This window comes from Lichenicoccus roseus, assembly GCF_005844085.1.
GTDB classification, from domain to species: Bacteria; Pseudomonadota; Alphaproteobacteria; order Acetobacterales; family Acetobacteraceae; genus Lichenicoccus; species Lichenicoccus roseus.
Genome location: NZ_VCDI01000003.1, coordinates 62,403 through 77,984 on the forward strand (window position 1 = coordinate 62,403; position 15,582 = coordinate 77,984).

The window sequence follows — 15,582 nt, forward strand, 5'->3', positions numbered from 1 at the left end:
CGGGATGCGCGGGCCGGTACTGTCGGTCGTTGTCTCAGGGGGCCTTGTCGGGACCGGAACCCTTTGCGTGCGAGCTTCCGACCGGCAGCGGCACGAAGCGGACCGCATCGCCGTCCTGGACCAGCATCAGCACCGAGGCCCGCCTGGCGCGGCGGGCCTTGTCGACCTGCTCCTGCAGCGCCGCCGGGGTGGAGATAGCGGCCTGCTGCACCTCGACCACCACGTCGCCGACACGCAGGCCGCGATCGGCGGCCGGGCCGTCCTGCGCCACCTCGGTGATCACGACGCCCTTCTGGCTGTCGGAGAGCTGGTACTTCTGGCGCAGGGCCGCGGTGATCGACGAGACCTTGATGCCGAGTGCAGGCAGCGACATCGCGGCGCTGGCGGCGGGCTTCGGGCTCGGCGCAGCGGCAGGCTTGGCCTCCTGCTCCGGGAACTCGCCGATCGGGATCGTCAGCGGCTGCCGGTGGCCGTCGCGCCAGATCGAGAACTGGCCGGCGTCGCCGACCGGGGTCTCGGCCACCCGGCGCGGCAGGCTGCGGCCATCGACGTCGCGGCCGTCGAACTGCAGGATGACGTCGCCGCTCTGCAGTCCGGCCTTCTCCGCGGGCCCTTTCGGCTCGATGCCGGCGATCAGCGCGCCGTGCGCGGGTTTCAGCCCGAGGCTGTCGGCGATGTCCTGGGTGACGTCCTGGATGTGCACCCCGATCCAGCCGCGCCGGGCATGGCCGAAGCGGCGCAGCTGCTCGATGATCAGCCGCGCCTCGTTGGCCGGGATCGAGAAGCCGATGCCGATCGAGCCGCCGGATGGCGAATAGATCGCCGTGTTGATGCCGATGACCTGGCCGTCCATGTTGAACAGCGGACCGCCCGAGTTGCCCTTGTTGATCGGCGCGTCGGTCTGGATGAAGTCGTCGTACGGCCCCTGCTGGATGTCGCGGCCGCGCGACGACACGATGCCGGCGGTGACCGTGCCGGACAGGCCGAACGGGTTGCCGATCGCCAGCACCCAGTCGCCGACACGCGACTTGTCGCTGTCGCCGAAGGCAACGGCGGTCAGCTTGTGGTCGGCATGCACCTGCAGTACCGCGAGGTCGGTGCGGTCGTCGTGGCCGAGCAGCCTGGCCTTCAGCACCGTGTTGTCCTGCAGCGTGACGGTGATTTCCTCGGCGCCGCTGATGACGTGGTTGTTGGTGACGATGATGCCGGACGGATCGACGATGAAGCCGGAGCCGAGCGCCTGCATCTTGCGCGGCGGCGCATTCGGGCTGCCGCCGCCATGCTGGCGGTTCATGAAGTCGTGGAAGAACTTCTCGAACGGCGAGCCGGGCGGGAATGCCGGCACGTCGGGACCCTGGCCCTGGTCGCCACCACCGCCGCCGCCGCCACCCTGGTCGTCGTCGTCCTCCGGCGCATCACCGGTCACCGTCTCGGTCGAGGAGATGTTGACCACCGCCGGCAGCAGGCTGGCGGCAAGATCGGCGAAGCTGTCCGGGGCACCGCGCGCCAGCGCCTGCGCGGGCAGCCCGGCCACGGTCGCCGCCGGCACTCCGGCCTGGAGCAGGGCCGCCGCCGCAAGGCAGGCGAGACGTGGAGCAGGGCGCATGCAGCGAGTGTCCTCAGGGATCCGTCGGGCCATTCTCTAACCCAAGATGTCGCCTTTCCATAACGCCGCTGTCGCCGGATTGACGCATCCAGCTCGTCACGCCGCGTCCGGATGCAGCAGGGCGTCGCGCAGCCAGCCGGCCAGCGCCTCGCCCAGCAGCCGGTAGCCGGCATCGCCCATGTGCAGCCCGTCCGGCGACAGCCGGTCGCGATCCATGCCGGGCGTCATGCTCCAGCTCTGCATCATCTGGTAGCGCGGGAACACCGGCACCCCGGTCGCGGCTCCTGCCGCGTGCAATGCGGTGAGATAGGGCGGGAATCCCTCGCATTCCTGCAGCGTCCGGCAGAACTGCTGGTCGATCAGCACGATGTCCGCCCCGGTGCGCGAGCGCAGGGCGAGCAGGTCCTCGCGGGTGAGATCTCCGAACTCCTTCACCGGAAGCCCTTGCAGCGGATCGTTGCTGCCGGTCTGGAACAGCACCAGGTCCGGTGCGTCCGCGACGACCTCTCCCAGCCGCCCGCGCAGGTCCCGCGCGGTGTTGCCGGCGACCCCGCGATTGCGCACTTCCACCGGCGCGATGCCGGTGGCGACCAGCCTGGCCCGCATCACTTCCGGGTAGCCGTGCTCCGGGGAGGATGCGCCGATACCCTCGGTGGTCGAGGCACCGAAGGCGGTGATACGCAGCGCCCGGCGTTCCGCCAGCGCGCCACGCGACCGGGCGAGGCAGCGCGGATCCAGCCCGAAGCCGAAGGCATCGGAATCGGTGTCGTGGGTGGGGCCAGGTGTGGGCGGCATGGTCTGGGGCATTGCCTCAGGACGCGGCGACAGGATGGGAGGCGCCACGCTGCGCTGCTTCGGCCTGCTGGCGCTCCGTCCGCTGCTCGGTCTGCTTCTGTTCGAGCTTGCGCTGCGTCTTGCGGCGATCGAGGGCGCGGGCAAGCAGGAAGAGCGTCCCAAGGCCGATCACGTTGATGCCGATCTGCAGGGCCCAGTGGCTGCCGAAGGTGGCGAACAGCAGCTTGGCGAACAGGTCGAGCAGGGTACCGGCCGAGAACACCTCCAGCGAATGCCGTCCAAGCACCGCCAGCACCTGGCCGGTGCGGCTGGCTGCGAAGCGGGACATCGTCGGACTGCTCTGCACCAGGTAGAAGATCGACATCACGTCGATCAGGCGAAGCGGCGAGAGCGGCGTCTTCAGCGGCGGATCGATATCGAGCGGCGCCAGGTTCGGCAGGTGCCACTGCGCCCAGGGGAACTCCTGCACCGCGCTGAAGGCGAGGTAGGCCCAGCAGAACGCCACCACCAGCCGGTAGCGCGGCAGGTCGCCGCCGCGTGCCTCGGTCACCTTTGCCGCCAGGGCGCCCAGGGTGAACAGGAACTGCCAGGCAAAGGGGTTGAAATACCAGCCGTCCGGGTCGAGCCAGTTCGGCAGGTTGAGCGCCGGGTCGAGATTGACCGTCAGCCAGGCGCATCCGCTCAGCGCCAGGGCCAGCCAGACCGAACGGCGCTGCACCCAGTAGATCACCGGGAACAGCAGCAGCAGCACGATGTAGAGCGGCAGGATGTTGAGGTTGCCGGGCAGCGCCATCAGCGACATCGCCCGCCACAGGCTGGTCCAGCCGTGCGCCAGCTCCGGCTCGAGGAAGTCCACCGGCACCCAGTGGATCTGCCGCCACTGGGTGATGACCGCGATGCTGATCAGCAGCATGCCGACCTGGAAGACATAGAGCTTGGCGCAGCGGCGCAGCAGCTTGTTCATCGCCGAGCGCACGCTCTCGCGGGCGAAGGCGCGCCCATAGGCGAGCATCGAGGCGAAGCCGGCCAGCAGCACGAAGATCTCGGCGGCGTCGCAGAAGCCGAGGTTGCGCAGGGTGAGGCGGTTGAGCAGGTTGTCCGGGATGTGGTCGACGAACATCATGCCGAGCGCCGCGCCGCGCAGGGCATCGACGCGATGGTCCCGGCCCTTGCGTGGCGTCGGGGGGATTGCCCGGGAAGCGGGGGCGCTGGATTGCGTCATCCGGGGTCCGGCTCCTGCATGGCTGGCAACAGATAGGCGAGGCGGGTGGTCCGCTTCCAGTGCGTCCACCGCCAGCTTACCTTAAGTCACATCCGGCCGCCCGGTTGTTGCGACCAGCGTACCGCCCAGGAGAAAATCATGGCCCTGTTCCCGAAGGCGCCCGATCAGCCGGCGGTGCTGCACGCCCTGTCCCGCGTCATCGATCCGGTCAGCGGAAAGGACCTGCCGGCAAGCGACCGGATCGACGGCCTGGTGGTGCGGGGCGGCCTGGTGCAGCTGGTGCTGCGTAGTGGCCGCCAGGAACAGCAGTCGATGGAACGTGTCGCGGCGCAGGCCGAGGCGGCGATCCGGGCGCTGCCCGGGGTGGCAAACGTCACCGTGATGCTGACCGCGCACCGGGGTGCGGCGGTGGATGCGGCACCCGGACCGGCGGCGACCGCATCCGCCGCACCTTCGCACGCCCCGATCCGGCTGGGCGGGACCGCACCGCCCGGCAAGCTGCTGGCCGACGTGAAGCGGGTGATCGCGGTGGCGTCCGGCAAGGGCGGCGTCGGCAAGTCGACCACCGCGGTCAACCTCGCCATCGGCCTGGCCCGGCGCGGCCTCGCGGTCGGGCTGCTGGATGCCGACATCCACGGCCCGAGCCTGCCGCGCATGCTCGGCATCACCGGCCAGCCGGAGGTGCGCGACAAGCGCATGGTGCCGATCGAGGCCTGGGGCCTGCGCGCGATGTCGATCGGCTTCCTGGTCGAGGAACGAACGGCGATGGTCTGGCGCGGCCCGATGGTGATGGGCGCGCTGAACCAGCTGATGGGCGACGTCGAATGGGGCGCGCTCGACGTGATGGTGGTCGACATGCCGCCCGGCACCGGCGATGCCCAGCTCACCATGGCGCAGAAGGTGTCGCTGGCGGGGGCGGTGATCGTCTCGACGCCGCAGGACATCGCGCTGCTCGACGCCCGGCGCGGGGTGGCGATGTTCGAGAAGACCAACGTGCCGGTGCTCGGCATCGTCGAGAACATGTCGTTCTTCTGCTGTCCGAGATGCGGCGAGCGCACCGAGCTGTTCGGCCATGGCGGGGCGCGTGCCGAGGCGGCGACCCTCGGCGTGCCGTTCCTGGCCGAGATCCCGCTGCTGCTCGACATACGCACCAGCTCGGATGCCGGCACGCCGATCATGGCCTCGGCGCCGGAGAGCGATGCCGGCCGCGCCTATGCGGCCCTGGCGGCGAAGGTCGCGGAATCGCTGCGGCTGTAGGCGGCGTTCAGGTCCGGCCGGCGCAGTCGACGCGGCCGCTGCCGACGCAGTCCTGGTAGTTCATGTAGGACTTGACCATCGGGAACAGGTAGAGGCCCAGGGCAATCAGTCCGAGCAGCGCCACCAGCACGATCCACGGCGTGAAATCCGGCGGGCGCCGTCCGGGTGGTGTCGGACCAGGCTCCTGCCCGGACATCCCGGTCAGGCTGCCGTCATGGCGTCGCCGCCGGCCAGCACCGCCTGCATCTCGTCCCACTCGCGCCGGCTCAGCCCGCTCTGTGCCTGGGTCACAGCCTCGCCGGCGAGCTGGCGACGCAGCACAGCCAGCATCGAGGCCGAGAAGGTGAAGGCGCCGACCCGGTAGTCCTCGAAGGCGGCTGCCGCGATCGGCACCCAGGCACGCACGCTGCGCAGCATCGCCTCCGCATACACCCGGATCTCGTACTGCGCGTGGCTGTCGAGTCGCAGCGACAGGAAGCCGAGCAGGTTGTGCAGGTCGGCCTTCCAGTACCACTGGGTGTAGGTGTTGAGAGTGAGGTTCATGCGCGCCAGCTCTCGCGCCAGGCCATAGCCGGACTCGGGGGCTTCCGGCGAGCCGCCTTCGCCGAGCATCAGGGCGTAGTGGTCGTGGCAGCGGCTGGCATCCTCGCGCAGCAGGTCGAGCACGGCGCAGGCGGCCTCGCCCTCGAGCACGTCGCCGCGGCCCTGGCGGTTGCTGGTGCTCTGGGCGGCGAGATGCTGCGGCTCCGGGATGTAGAACTCGCGGTCCAGGATCGAGTAGCGCGCGGAGATCTCGTTCACGTTCGCCATGCGATGGCGGATCCACTGCCGCGCCACGAAGATCGGCAGCTTCACGTGGTACTTGATCTCGCACATCTCGAACGGGGTCGAATGCCGGTGCCGCATCAGGTAGCGGATCAGCCCGGTATCCTCGCTCACCTTGCGGGTGCCGCGTCCGTACGAGACCCGGGCCGCCTGCACGATCGCGCCGTCGTCGCCCATGTAGTCCACCACCCGCACGAAGCCATGGTCGAGCACCGGCATGGCGGTGTGCAGCATCGCCTCGAGCGCGGGCACGGTGGCCCGGCGCGTCGGCTGGGTGGTGTCCCGGAGGTCGCCGGTGGCAGGAAGCTGCTCGGCTGCGGCTTGGTCGGTGGCGTGCGCTTGGTCTGGCATCATGCATCCGCATCTAGCATCCGGCGGCCGCCGTCGCACCATGTCCCGGTCGCGACGCATGCCGAAAAGGGTCCTGCGGACCCTTCCATATTACGCCGGATGCGCCTACATCCGGGGTGTTACGCCTTCGGGCAAGACTATGGCGATAAACGGTGCGTGGAATAATCGTTGTGGACCCGGGGGCAGTGCCCGGCGCCTCCACCAACTTCTCTCCGGGACATGCGAGTGTCCGGGAGAGCATGGGGGCGACACAGGCTCGACACGCGTGGTAAAGACCCACCTTTTGCCCGGCATTGTACCGCCGTTATCGGGCTAAAACACAGGTGCCAACGATAACTTCGAGGCGCTCGCTGTCGCTGCATAAGTGACAAGCGCGGTACGGGGGGGCACCGGGCAACAGAAGCCCCCCCACTTACGTCCACCCCCCGCCGGCAGGCGGGTGTTGCTGATCCGGTCGGCCTTGTGGCGGCGCCGGACGCGTGGCAACAGGAGAGGTTCGGGACCGGATGCCGAAACGGAGAGGCCGATGAGCGACAAATTCGACGGCGACGGCCCGATCGGCGAGACCGGAGAGGACGAGGCCGGCCTGCCGGCAAGCCTGCTGCCCTACGAGCGCTGGGTCGAGGACGCCTATCGCCAGGTCATGGTCAAGGCGCTGTGCTTCGCGCGTGACGAGGGCCTGCCCGGCCAGCACCATTTCTACCTGACCTTCCTGACCTCGGCCCCGGGCGTCGGCATCCCGGACCGGCTGCGGGCGCAGTATCCGCAGGAAATGACCATCGTCCTGCAGCACCAGTTCTGGGACCTCAAGGTCGATGCGTCCGACGCCGTGATGAGCGTCGGCCTGTCGTTCGGCGGCATTCCCTCGACGCTGGTGATCCCGTTCGCGGCGATCACCGGTTTCGCCGACCCGCAGGTCCGCATGGTGCTGCGTTTCACACCGCCGGCCGAAGAGACCGCGGCTGCCCCTGCACAACTGCCGCACTCCAGGCCTTCGCCGGCTGGACTGGCCGCCGCGGAGGATGCCTCGCGGGACAAGCCGGCAGGCGAGGACGCGCCGGCCGACAGCACGCCGCAGGTGGTAAGCCTCGATGCGTTCCGGCGTCGTGGCCCGGGCAACTGACACGGCCTGCGGACCTGCAAGGATCAGTTCCTAGGAAAACCAGATGAACGCGATACCGCCGAAGGTCTCCACGACAGGGGCCCCTGCCAGGGATTTTGCCTATTCGCCGATGTTTCCGCTGGCGGCAGACGCGACGCCCTGGCGCAGGCTCGAGATCGAGGGCGTCTCCACCACGGTCGTGGACGGACGCAGCGTCCTGCGGGTGCGGCCGGAGGCATTGACCGAACTGGCGGCACAGGCCTTCCGCGATGTCAGCCATCTTCTGCGTCCCGGCCACCTCGCCCAGCTCCGCCGCATCCTCGACGACCCGGAGGCGTCGGCGAACGACCGCTTCGTGGCGATGGACCTGCTCAAGAACGCGTCGATCGCCGCCGGCGGCGTGCTTCCGATGTGCCAGGATACCGGCACCGCCATCGTGTTCGGCAAGAAGGGCCAGCGGGTCTGGATCGATGGCGACGAAGAGGAGGCGCTCTCATACGGAGTGCACCGCACCTACACCGAGACCAACCTGCGCTATTCGCAGATGGCGCCGCTGACGATGTTCGACGAGGTCAATACCGGCAACAACCTGCCGGTGCAGTTCGACATCGCCGCTGCCCCCGGCGAGCATCATGCCGACGAGCTGCACCTGATGTTCATCGCCAAGGGCGGTGGCTCGGCCAACAAGACCTTCCTGTACCAGGAGACACGGGCGCTGCTGGCGTCGCCGGCGAAGCTGCTGGAGTGGCTGGGCACCAGGATACGCACCCTCGGCACGTCGGCCTGCCCGCCCTATCACCTGGCGATCGCGATCGGCGGCACCTCGGCGGAGCTGACCCTGAAGACCGTCAAGCTCGCATCGACGAAGTGGCTCGACGGGCTGCCGCGCGAGGGCAGCCGGCTCGGGCACGCGTTCCGCGATGTCGAGCTGGAGGCCGAGGTGCACAAGCTCACCCAGTCGCTCGGCATCGGCGCGCAGTTCGGCGGCAAGTATTTCTGCCACGATGTGCGGGTGATCCGGCTGCCGCGGCACGGCGCCAGCCTGCCGGTCGGCATCGGCGTGTCCTGTTCCGCCGATCGCCAGATCAAGGCCAAGATCACCCCGGACGGCATCTTCCTCGAGCAGCTGGAGGCCGATCCGGCGCACTACCTGCCCGAGGCGACCGACGAGGTGCTCGGCGATGCGGTGGTGCAGGTCGACCTGAACCGTCCGATGGGCGAGATCAGGGCGCAGCTCTCGCAGTATCCGGTGAAGACGCGCCTATCGCTGAGCGGCACCGTGGTGGTGGCGCGCGATATCGCGCACGCGAAGTTCAAGGAGCGGCTGGACCGGGGCGAGGGGGTGCCGGACTATCTGCGCGACCACCCGGTCTACTATGCCGGCCCCGCCAAGACGCCCGAGGGGATGCCGACCGGCTCGTTCGGCCCGACCACCGCCGGGCGCATGGACAGCTATGTCGCGGCACTGCAGGAAGCCGGCGGCTCGTTCGTCATGCTGGCCAAGGGCAACCGGTCGAAGGCGGTCCGCGACGCCTGCCGAAGGTTCGGCGGCTTCTACCTCGGCTCCGTAGGCGGACCGGCGGCACGGCTGGCGCAGGATTGCATACGCAGCGTCGAGACGCTGGAGTATCCGGAACTCGGCATGGAGGCGGTATGGCGCATCGAGGTCGAGAACTTCCCCGCCTTCATCGTCATCGACGACAAGGGCAACGATTTCTACGATGGCCTGAGTTGAGCACGGCCGGGGGCCTGACCTGATGCGCTTCACCGTCGACCGGCTCGACCACATCGTCATCACCTGCCGCGATGTCGAGATCACCGCATCCTGGTATCAGCGCGTGCTCGGCATGGAGCGCGAGGAATATGGTCGCAACAACCGCTCGGCGCTGAAGTTCGGCGGCCAGAAGGTCAACCTGCGCCCCTATGGCAGCGAAGGCTGGATCACCGCCGACGATGCCATCCCCGGCTGCCAGGACCTGTGCTTCGTGACTGCGGTGCGCACCGAGGACATCATCGAGCACCTGCAGACCTGCGGCGTGACGGTCACCGAAGGCCCGGTCGAGCGCCTGGGCGCACTGGGTCCAACGGTCTCGGTGTATTGCCACGACCCCGACGGCAACCTGATCGAACTCGCCTGTTACGCAGGCTGACTTCCGCTTCTACCTGTTGATCAAGCGAGCCCAAAGACTGTTCGCAATCGCCTGATGCTGGATGAGAGCGGACGCTTGGCCGCCTCCGGCGTGCCATGTCGAGCAGCGAAGCGGAGCGTCCGTCTGGCCGTGAGCATCGGAGCGCAGGGACGATGCGTCGGATCGCCAGCAGCAGGTGATCGCGGACAGTCTTATTGGAAGGGGAGGTAGCGGAAGCTCAGGAACACCATGTTGTCGTCCGTGTTCGGGCTGCCGCCGCGGCCCTCGAACGCGGTCTTGTGGATGTAGGAATACTGGATGCCGGTCTGCATGGTGCCGAAGTCGCCGCGCAGGAAGCGCCACCAGCCACCGACCGCCGCACCCACCACGCCAGACGTGTTGGCCGTGCAGGGCAGGGCCAGCGTGGTCGTGATCGGCTGCTCCGTGTTGCAGCCGACGTTGCTGTAGAGCGGGCTGCCATAACCGTAGCCCTTGCCGCCTTCCGTAAACGATTCGCGGTGCGTGATCTGCTCCGTGCCGACGTAGCCGTAGAGGTCGAAGCGCGCATACGGATGCGAGACCAGGCCGACCAGGGCGATGACTTCCGGCAGCGGCTTGGGTGCGCCGCTGGATGAGAAGGTGGCGTCGGTGAGCTGCGAGGTGCCGTAGCGCCCGATACCCTCGCCGGCCAGTACGCTGCCGTTGACTTCGAGCCTGCCGGGGATGATCGGCACGATGGCGCTGCCGCCGCCGCCGCCGGCCAGCACGGTATGGTTGGTGCCGCTGCCGACGAAGCTGGTGCGGTCGTGCAGGAAGCGGGCGATGCCGAACAGCTCGTAGTGGCCCCAACCCGGATCGGCGGTGCCCTTCAGGATCACGTCCGGCGCGATGTCGTCCGAGTAGGAGGTGTCGGGATTGAGCGTGCCGCTGCCGGTGTTGGTGGCATCGATGGTGCCGTCGGTCGAACCGGTGCCGTTGCCCCCGGTATAGTACGTCGCCTGCGGGCTTTCGAACGCCAGTCCGAGATCGAACTTGTCGTTGTCGAAGCCCTTGACGAAGCGGAGCCCGGTCTGGCGGGTCCAGACGAAGCCGGGCACGTACTGGGTGTCGATGGTGAGCGGCGTGTTCTCCTGCCGCAGCGTGATGCCGATGCGGTTCTGCGTCAGCAGCGAGAAGGACTGGCCGCCCATGACGTAGAAGTCCCAGTCGCTGCGGGTGATCTGCGCATACAGGATGCGCTGGCGCAGCACGTAGCTGTTGCTCTCCACCGAGTTGGATCCGGAGCCGACGCCCTGGAAATCCGCTTCCCAATAGGCGGTGAGCTTGGTCACCGGGTCGGCGTTGGCCTCGACGAGCAGCGAAACCCGGCTGGCGCGTGCGGTCTCGCGGAACTCCGGCGTGTGGTAGTTCGGGCTGCTGCGGTAGGGCAGGGTGCCATTGAAGTTGCTGCCGATGTCGAGGGTCTCGTTGCGTGACCGGAATATGCTGTCCGCGGTGACGAAGCCGCCGAGGGTCACGCGCACGCCCATCAGCTGGAACTGGCCCTTCTGCAGCGGCTTGCCGGGATACAGTACCGGCGTCGGCACGCCGTCGACATTCACGTAGGGGCTGTATTTCGGAATGCTGCCCGGCGTGGCAGGGCCCACCGGATAGCCGGGCGGGGTGGAGAGCGCCTGCGGCGGCAACGGCTGGCCATAGGAGTTGGTGGTACGCTGGGACAGCGACAGCGCCTGGCGATTGGCGGCGGCTGCCTCGGCGCGTGCCGCGCGCACATCGGCGTCGCGCTGGGCGAGGCTGTGCTTCATGCGCCCGAGCTCGCCCTGCAGGTTGCGGATCTGCTTCTCGATCGAGTTGATCTGGGCACCGGTGTCGTCCGCGCGGGCGGGTATCGCCGAGGCCAGTGCGACGCCGGCGAGAGCGGTCGCAACCAGCAGGCTGGATCTCGAGGCATTTCCAGGGAGCATGTCGAAATCCACGCTTTGACAGAGTTATGAAGTCAATGCACTGATTGGGCTGATCCTTCCTTAGTCGAGTGGATGTCGCTTTAACAAGACGCTAAATCGCAACGAACAGACGCCAGTGCAGAAATGCCACACGGTCCTCGGAAACCGCTGATCCATCGGTGCAAGCGGGCTGGCCATCCGGCATCGTTGCGCACCTAGTCCATGGTCGGGTTCATCCATATCCGCAAATGCCCTTTGACGCGCCTGGCTGTATCGAAAACCATCATCCCTCGTAGGAGAGACCATCGTGAAGATCGTTGCCCTGATGCTCGGCGTCGCCCTGCTCGCCGGCTGCACGGCCGACACCCCGCCGCGGCAGATCTCGAAGGAGCGGCTGAACAACGGCAATCCGCCTCTGACCGGCACCCTGCCGAACGGCGTGATCGGCGACAACGCCACCCACTAGGATTCTGAAGCGGCGTTGGCGGCCGGCTCGGGGCGTCCGCGCGACGCCTGCGTCAGGAATACGTTATTCTTTGTGGCTTCCTGAGGCATAAGGCGGAGGCGATACCGGTCGAGGTCGGCCGGTCCCTGTCGAAGGACGTCCACTTGCCGCCTGTGCCGCCGCCTCCGGTCCCCGCCCTGCTGCCCCGCCGCTCGATGCTTGTCGGCACCCTGGTTGCCGGAGGCGCCGCCTCCACGCTGGCGGCCCTGCTGGCGCATCCGGCGATGGCGGCCGATCCGTCCGCGAGACCACCGCACCCGCAGCCCGGCGCATTCGATGGCTCGACGGTGCGGCGGCTGGCGCAGGAGTTGGCGCGCCATCCCTACCAGTCGCCCGACACCAGGCTGCCGAAGGCGATCGACGCGCTCAGCTTCGACCAGTATCGCGGCATCCGCTACCAGAAGAGCCGAGCGCTCTGGCAGGGCCTCAATCTGCCCTTCAAGGTCGAGTTCCTGCCGCGCGGCTTCCTGTACCGGCCGCGGATCGACATCTTCGAGGTGGTCGCGGGCAAGGCCGAGCGCGTCCCCTACGATCCCGACCTGTTCGGCTACGATGACCCGTCGATCCGCGTCACCGAGGATCTCGGCTTCTCCGGCTTTCGCATCCATGCGCCGCTGAACCGCCCGGATTATTTCGACGAGCTGTGCGTGTTCCAGGGCGCATCCTATTTCCGCGCGGTGGCCAAGGGCCAGGCCTACGGCCTGTCGGCGCGGGGCTTCGCCAACGGCACCGGCAGCAACCGCGGCGAGGAGTTCCCGCTGTTCACCGCCTTCTGGCTGGAACGGCCGCAGCCCGGCAGCCCGTCGGTAGTGGTGCACGCCCTGCTCGACAGCCCCGGCCTCGCCGGCGCCTTCCGCTTCTCGATCCGCCCCGGCGACGAGACCGTGTTCGATGTCGAGAGCACGCTGTATCCGCGCCACGACCTGCACGAGAGTGGCGTGGCACCCCTGACCGGCATGTTCTATTTCGACGCCAACGACCGCTCGCGCGTCGATGACTGGCGTCCGGCGGCGCATGACAGCGAGGGGCTGTCGGTATGGACCGGGCATGGCGACCAGCTCTGGCGGCCGCTGGTCAATCCGCGCGACCTGCAGTTCTCGGCCTTCTCGTCGAGCAGCCCGCACGGCTTCGGCCTGATGCAGCGCAAGCGCTCGTTCGCGGACTTCCAGGACCTGGCGCTGGACTACGAGAAGCGGCCGAGCCTGTGGATCGAGCCGATCGGCGATTGGGGCGAGGGCGCGGTCGACCTGGTCGAGCTGCCGACGCCGAACGAGGTGAACGACAACATCGTGGCGTTCTGGCGTCCGAAGGAAAAGCTGAACGCCGCCGGGGAATATGCCTTCACGTACCGGATGCACTGGTGCTGGGACAACCCCTGGGCGACCAGGTTGGCTCGGGTGGCGCAGACACGCATCGGTGCGTCGGACGATCACAAGGCCCGCGTGGTGGCGATCGACTTCACCGGCGATGCGGTGAAGTCGCTCCCGCAGGATGCCAAGCTGCATGCCGAGGCCGGTGCCAGCGCCGGCGGCATACGCAACGTCGTGGTGGAGCCGAACCCCGAGATCCATGGCTGGCGCATCATCTTCGAATACGACCCGGGCAGCGCCGCCAGCGCCGAGCTGCACTGCACCCTGAACAGCGACACCGAGGCGCTGTCGGAGATGTGGCTGTCGCGCTGGATACGCTAGCCATGATCCAGGCCCCGTTCCTGCCGCCCGAGGCGCCGCTCGGCATGAAGGCGCAATCCCTCCAGGCCAGGCCCGGGCGGTCTGCGCGGCCGATGACCGCGCCGACCCTGATCGGGCTGCGTCGCCTGCTGGTGATCGGCAGCGCGATCGCACTCACGCTGGCGGCGGCGCGCGAGATGTACCTGGTGCTGAACGGCGCCGGGCCGTCGCTGCTCGGCATCGTCGTGCTGCTGCTGTTCGTGGTGCTGTTCGCCTGGATCGCGCTCGCCTTCACCAGCGCGGTGGCCGGCTTCGTCTCCCTGCTCGGCCATGGCGGACTGTCGCTCGGCATCACCCGCGACGGACCGCTGCCGGAGCTTTCCGCCCGCACCGCGCTGCTGATGCCGACCTACAACGAGAACCCGGCGCGGGTGATGGCCGGCCTGCAGGCGATCATCGAGAGCCTGGCGGCGACCGGCCGGCTCGGCGCCTTCGACGTCTTCGTCCTGTCCGACACCACCAATGCCGATGTCTGGATCGCCGAGGAGGCCGCCTTCCTTTCGTTGCGGGAGCGTCTGAGGGTACAGGCGCGGGTGTTCTACCGGCGGCGTGCGAAGAACACCGAGCGCAAGGCCGGCAACATCGCCGACTGGGTGCGCCGGTTCGGGGGCGCCTATCCGCAGATGATGACGCTGGACGCCGACAGCGTCATGGATGGCGGCACCATCGTGCGCCTGGCCGGCGCCATGGAGCGGCATCCCGGCGTCGCGCTGATCCAGACGCTGCCGGTGATCGTCAACGGCAACACGCTGTTCGCGCGCATGCAGCAGTTCGCCGGGCGTGTGTACGGTCCGATGATCGCCTATGGCATCGCCTGGTGGCACGGCTCCGAAGGCAACTACTGGGGCCACAACGCCATCATCCGCACCCGCGCCTTCGCGGAGCAGGCCGGGTTGCCGACGCTGCCGGGCCGCAAGCCGTTCGGCGGCCATATCCTGAGCCATGATTTCGTCGAGGCGGCGCTGATGCGTCGCGCCGGCTGGGCGATCCACATGGTGCCGGGGCTGCCGGGATCCTACGAGGAGAGCCCGCCCTCGCTGACCGACATCGCCATACGCGACCGCCGCTGGTGCCAGGGCAACCTGCAGCACGCCAAGGTCCTGCCGGCGCGCGGGCTGCACTGGGTCAGCCGGCTGCATCTGATGATGGGCATCGGCTCGTACGTGACCTCGCCGCTCTGGCTGGTGTTCCTGCTGTGCGGCATCGCGATCTCGGTGCAGTCGCATTTCCTGCGGCCGGAATATTTCGGCGCCACCAAGTCGCTGTTCCCGAACTGGCCGCGGGTCGATCCGGTGCTGGCGCGCTACGTGTTCATCGGCACCATGGCGATCCTGCTGGCTCCCAAGCTGTTCGCCTGGATCGCGCTGCTGTTCGACCGCCAGGCGCGGCGCGGGAGCGGCGGTGCGCTGCGCTCGCTGCTGTCGGTGCTGATCGAGACCCTGGTCGGCGGCCTGGTGGCGCCGATCGCCATGCTGATCCAGACCGGCGGCGTGCTCTCGATCCTGGCCGGGCGGGACAGCGGCTGGAACGCACAGCGACGCGATGACGGGCGGGTGCCGTGGCGCGAGGTGTGGCGCGGCTACTGGCGTCACATGCTGTTCGGCCTGGTGCTGACCGCGATCGCCTGGACGGTGTCGCCCGCCCTGTTCCTGTGGATGACGCCGGTGCTGCTCGGCCTCGTGCTGGCGGTGCCGCTGGCCGCGATCACCGCTGATCGTGCGCCCGGCCTGGGGCTCGCCCGGCTCGGCCTGCTGCGCATCCCGGAGGAGGTGGCGACGCCGCCGATCCTGGCGCGTGCCAATGCGCTGGCGCGCGAGCTGGAGGCCACCATCCCGGCCGATCCGCTCGAGGCGCTGTTGCGCGATCCGGCGCTGCTGGCCGCCCACCGCGCGATGCTGCCGCCGCCCCGGCGACGCGGCGAGGGCGCGCCGGAGGCCGACCTGCTGGTGGGCCTCGCGAAACTGTCCGACGCCGACACGCTGCCGGCGGCGCTGGCCGGCCTGTCGGCGCGGGAGCGCGCGGCGGTGCTCGGGGACGCCGGCGGGCTGGACCGACTGCTGGCACTGCATCGCGTGGCGAGCGCGGCGCTGGTATAGGCAGGGCGCCCGCCTTCAGGA

Annotated in this window: 13 protein-coding genes and 1 other RNA gene; 8 read left to right on the top strand and 6 right to left on the bottom strand. The window is 68.7% G+C overall.

The window, feature by feature from the left end; genetic code table 11:
• Positions 1-34 precede the first annotated feature (34 nt).
• The 3 genes from FE263_RS09585 to FE263_RS09595 form a co-directional block, all read right to left on the bottom strand.
• Positions 35-1,606 carry a DegQ family serine endoprotease gene (locus tag FE263_RS09585; protein ID WP_138325793.1) on the bottom strand — a complete coding sequence of 524 codons (1,572 nt, stop codon included), beginning with the start codon at positions 1,604-1,606 and terminating at the stop codon, positions 35-37.
• Between the two features lie 96 nt (positions 1,607-1,702).
• The gene (locus FE263_RS09590) at positions 1,703-2,401 is read right to left on the bottom strand and encodes an SGNH/GDSL hydrolase family protein (RefSeq protein ID WP_138325794.1); all 699 of its coding nucleotides are present in this window, start codon (positions 2,399-2,401) and stop codon (positions 1,703-1,705) included.
• Positions 2,402-2,417: 16 nt separating this feature from the next.
• Positions 2,418-3,623, bottom strand: coding sequence for an OpgC family protein (locus FE263_RS09595; RefSeq protein WP_138325795.1), 1,206 nt, complete (start codon positions 3,621-3,623; stop codon positions 2,418-2,420).
• A 138-nt stretch (positions 3,624-3,761) separates the two neighbouring features.
• Here FE263_RS09595 and FE263_RS09600 point away from each other — a divergent pair, with 138 nt between their 5' ends.
• A complete protein-coding gene (locus FE263_RS09600; RefSeq protein ID WP_138325796.1) occupies positions 3,762-4,880 on the top strand; it encodes an Mrp/NBP35 family ATP-binding protein in 1,119 nt (372 codons plus the stop codon).
• Positions 4,881-4,887: 7 nt separating this feature from the next.
• Here the strand turns inward: FE263_RS09600 and FE263_RS09605 are convergent, their stop codons facing one another.
• Positions 4,888-5,076, bottom strand: a complete 189-nt coding sequence (locus tag FE263_RS09605) for a hypothetical protein (RefSeq protein ID WP_138325797.1) — start codon at positions 5,074-5,076, stop codon at positions 4,888-4,890.
• Positions 5,077-5,081: 5 nt separating this feature from the next.
• On the bottom strand, positions 5,082-6,059 hold the full coding sequence (thyX, locus tag FE263_RS09610) for an FAD-dependent thymidylate synthase (RefSeq protein ID WP_171034026.1): 978 nt from the start codon (positions 6,057-6,059) through the stop codon (positions 5,082-5,084).
• A 76-nt stretch (positions 6,060-6,135) separates the two neighbouring features.
• On the opposite strand from thyX, the gene ssrA reads away from it, so the two are divergent.
• The 4 genes from ssrA to FE263_RS09630 all read left to right on the top strand — a co-directional run bounded on the left by ssrA (position 6,136) and on the right by FE263_RS09630 (position 9,308).
• Positions 6,136-6,469, top strand: a transfer-messenger RNA (tmRNA) gene (gene ssrA, locus FE263_RS09615).
• Between the two features lie 113 nt (positions 6,470-6,582).
• Entirely contained in the window at positions 6,583-7,179 is a 597-nt protein-coding gene (locus tag FE263_RS09620) for an SspB family protein (protein ID WP_138325798.1), read from the top strand.
• A gap of 43 nt (positions 7,180-7,222) precedes the next feature.
• The gene (locus FE263_RS09625) at positions 7,223-8,893 is read left to right on the top strand and encodes a fumarate hydratase (protein WP_138325799.1); all 1,671 of its coding nucleotides are present in this window, start codon (positions 7,223-7,225) and stop codon (positions 8,891-8,893) included.
• A 22-nt stretch (positions 8,894-8,915) separates the two neighbouring features.
• On the top strand, positions 8,916-9,308 hold the full coding sequence (locus FE263_RS09630; protein ID WP_138325800.1) for a VOC family protein: 393 nt from the start codon (positions 8,916-8,918) through the stop codon (positions 9,306-9,308).
• Between the two features lie 191 nt (positions 9,309-9,499).
• Here the strand turns inward: FE263_RS09630 and FE263_RS09635 are convergent, their stop codons facing one another.
• Positions 9,500-11,251: a hypothetical protein gene (locus tag FE263_RS09635; protein ID WP_138325801.1), complete on the bottom strand. Its 1,752-nt coding sequence runs from the start codon at positions 11,249-11,251 to the stop codon at positions 9,500-9,502.
• A gap of 286 nt (positions 11,252-11,537) precedes the next feature.
• Here FE263_RS09635 and FE263_RS22065 point away from each other — a divergent pair, with 286 nt between their 5' ends.
• The 3 genes from FE263_RS22065 to mdoH all read left to right on the top strand — a co-directional run bounded on the left by FE263_RS22065 (position 11,538) and on the right by mdoH (position 15,561).
• On the top strand, positions 11,538-11,696 hold the full coding sequence (locus FE263_RS22065; protein WP_171034027.1) for an RING finger protein: 159 nt from the start codon (positions 11,538-11,540) through the stop codon (positions 11,694-11,696).
• Between the two features lie 194 nt (positions 11,697-11,890).
• Positions 11,891-13,426: a glucan biosynthesis protein gene (locus FE263_RS09640; RefSeq protein ID WP_138326279.1), complete on the top strand. Its 1,536-nt coding sequence runs from the start codon at positions 11,891-11,893 to the stop codon at positions 13,424-13,426.
• A gap of 2 nt (positions 13,427-13,428) precedes the next feature.
• Positions 13,429-15,561: a glucans biosynthesis glucosyltransferase MdoH gene (gene mdoH / locus FE263_RS09645; RefSeq protein WP_138325802.1), complete on the top strand. Its 2,133-nt coding sequence runs from the start codon at positions 13,429-13,431 to the stop codon at positions 15,559-15,561.
• The last annotated feature ends 21 nt before the right edge of the window (positions 15,562-15,582 follow it).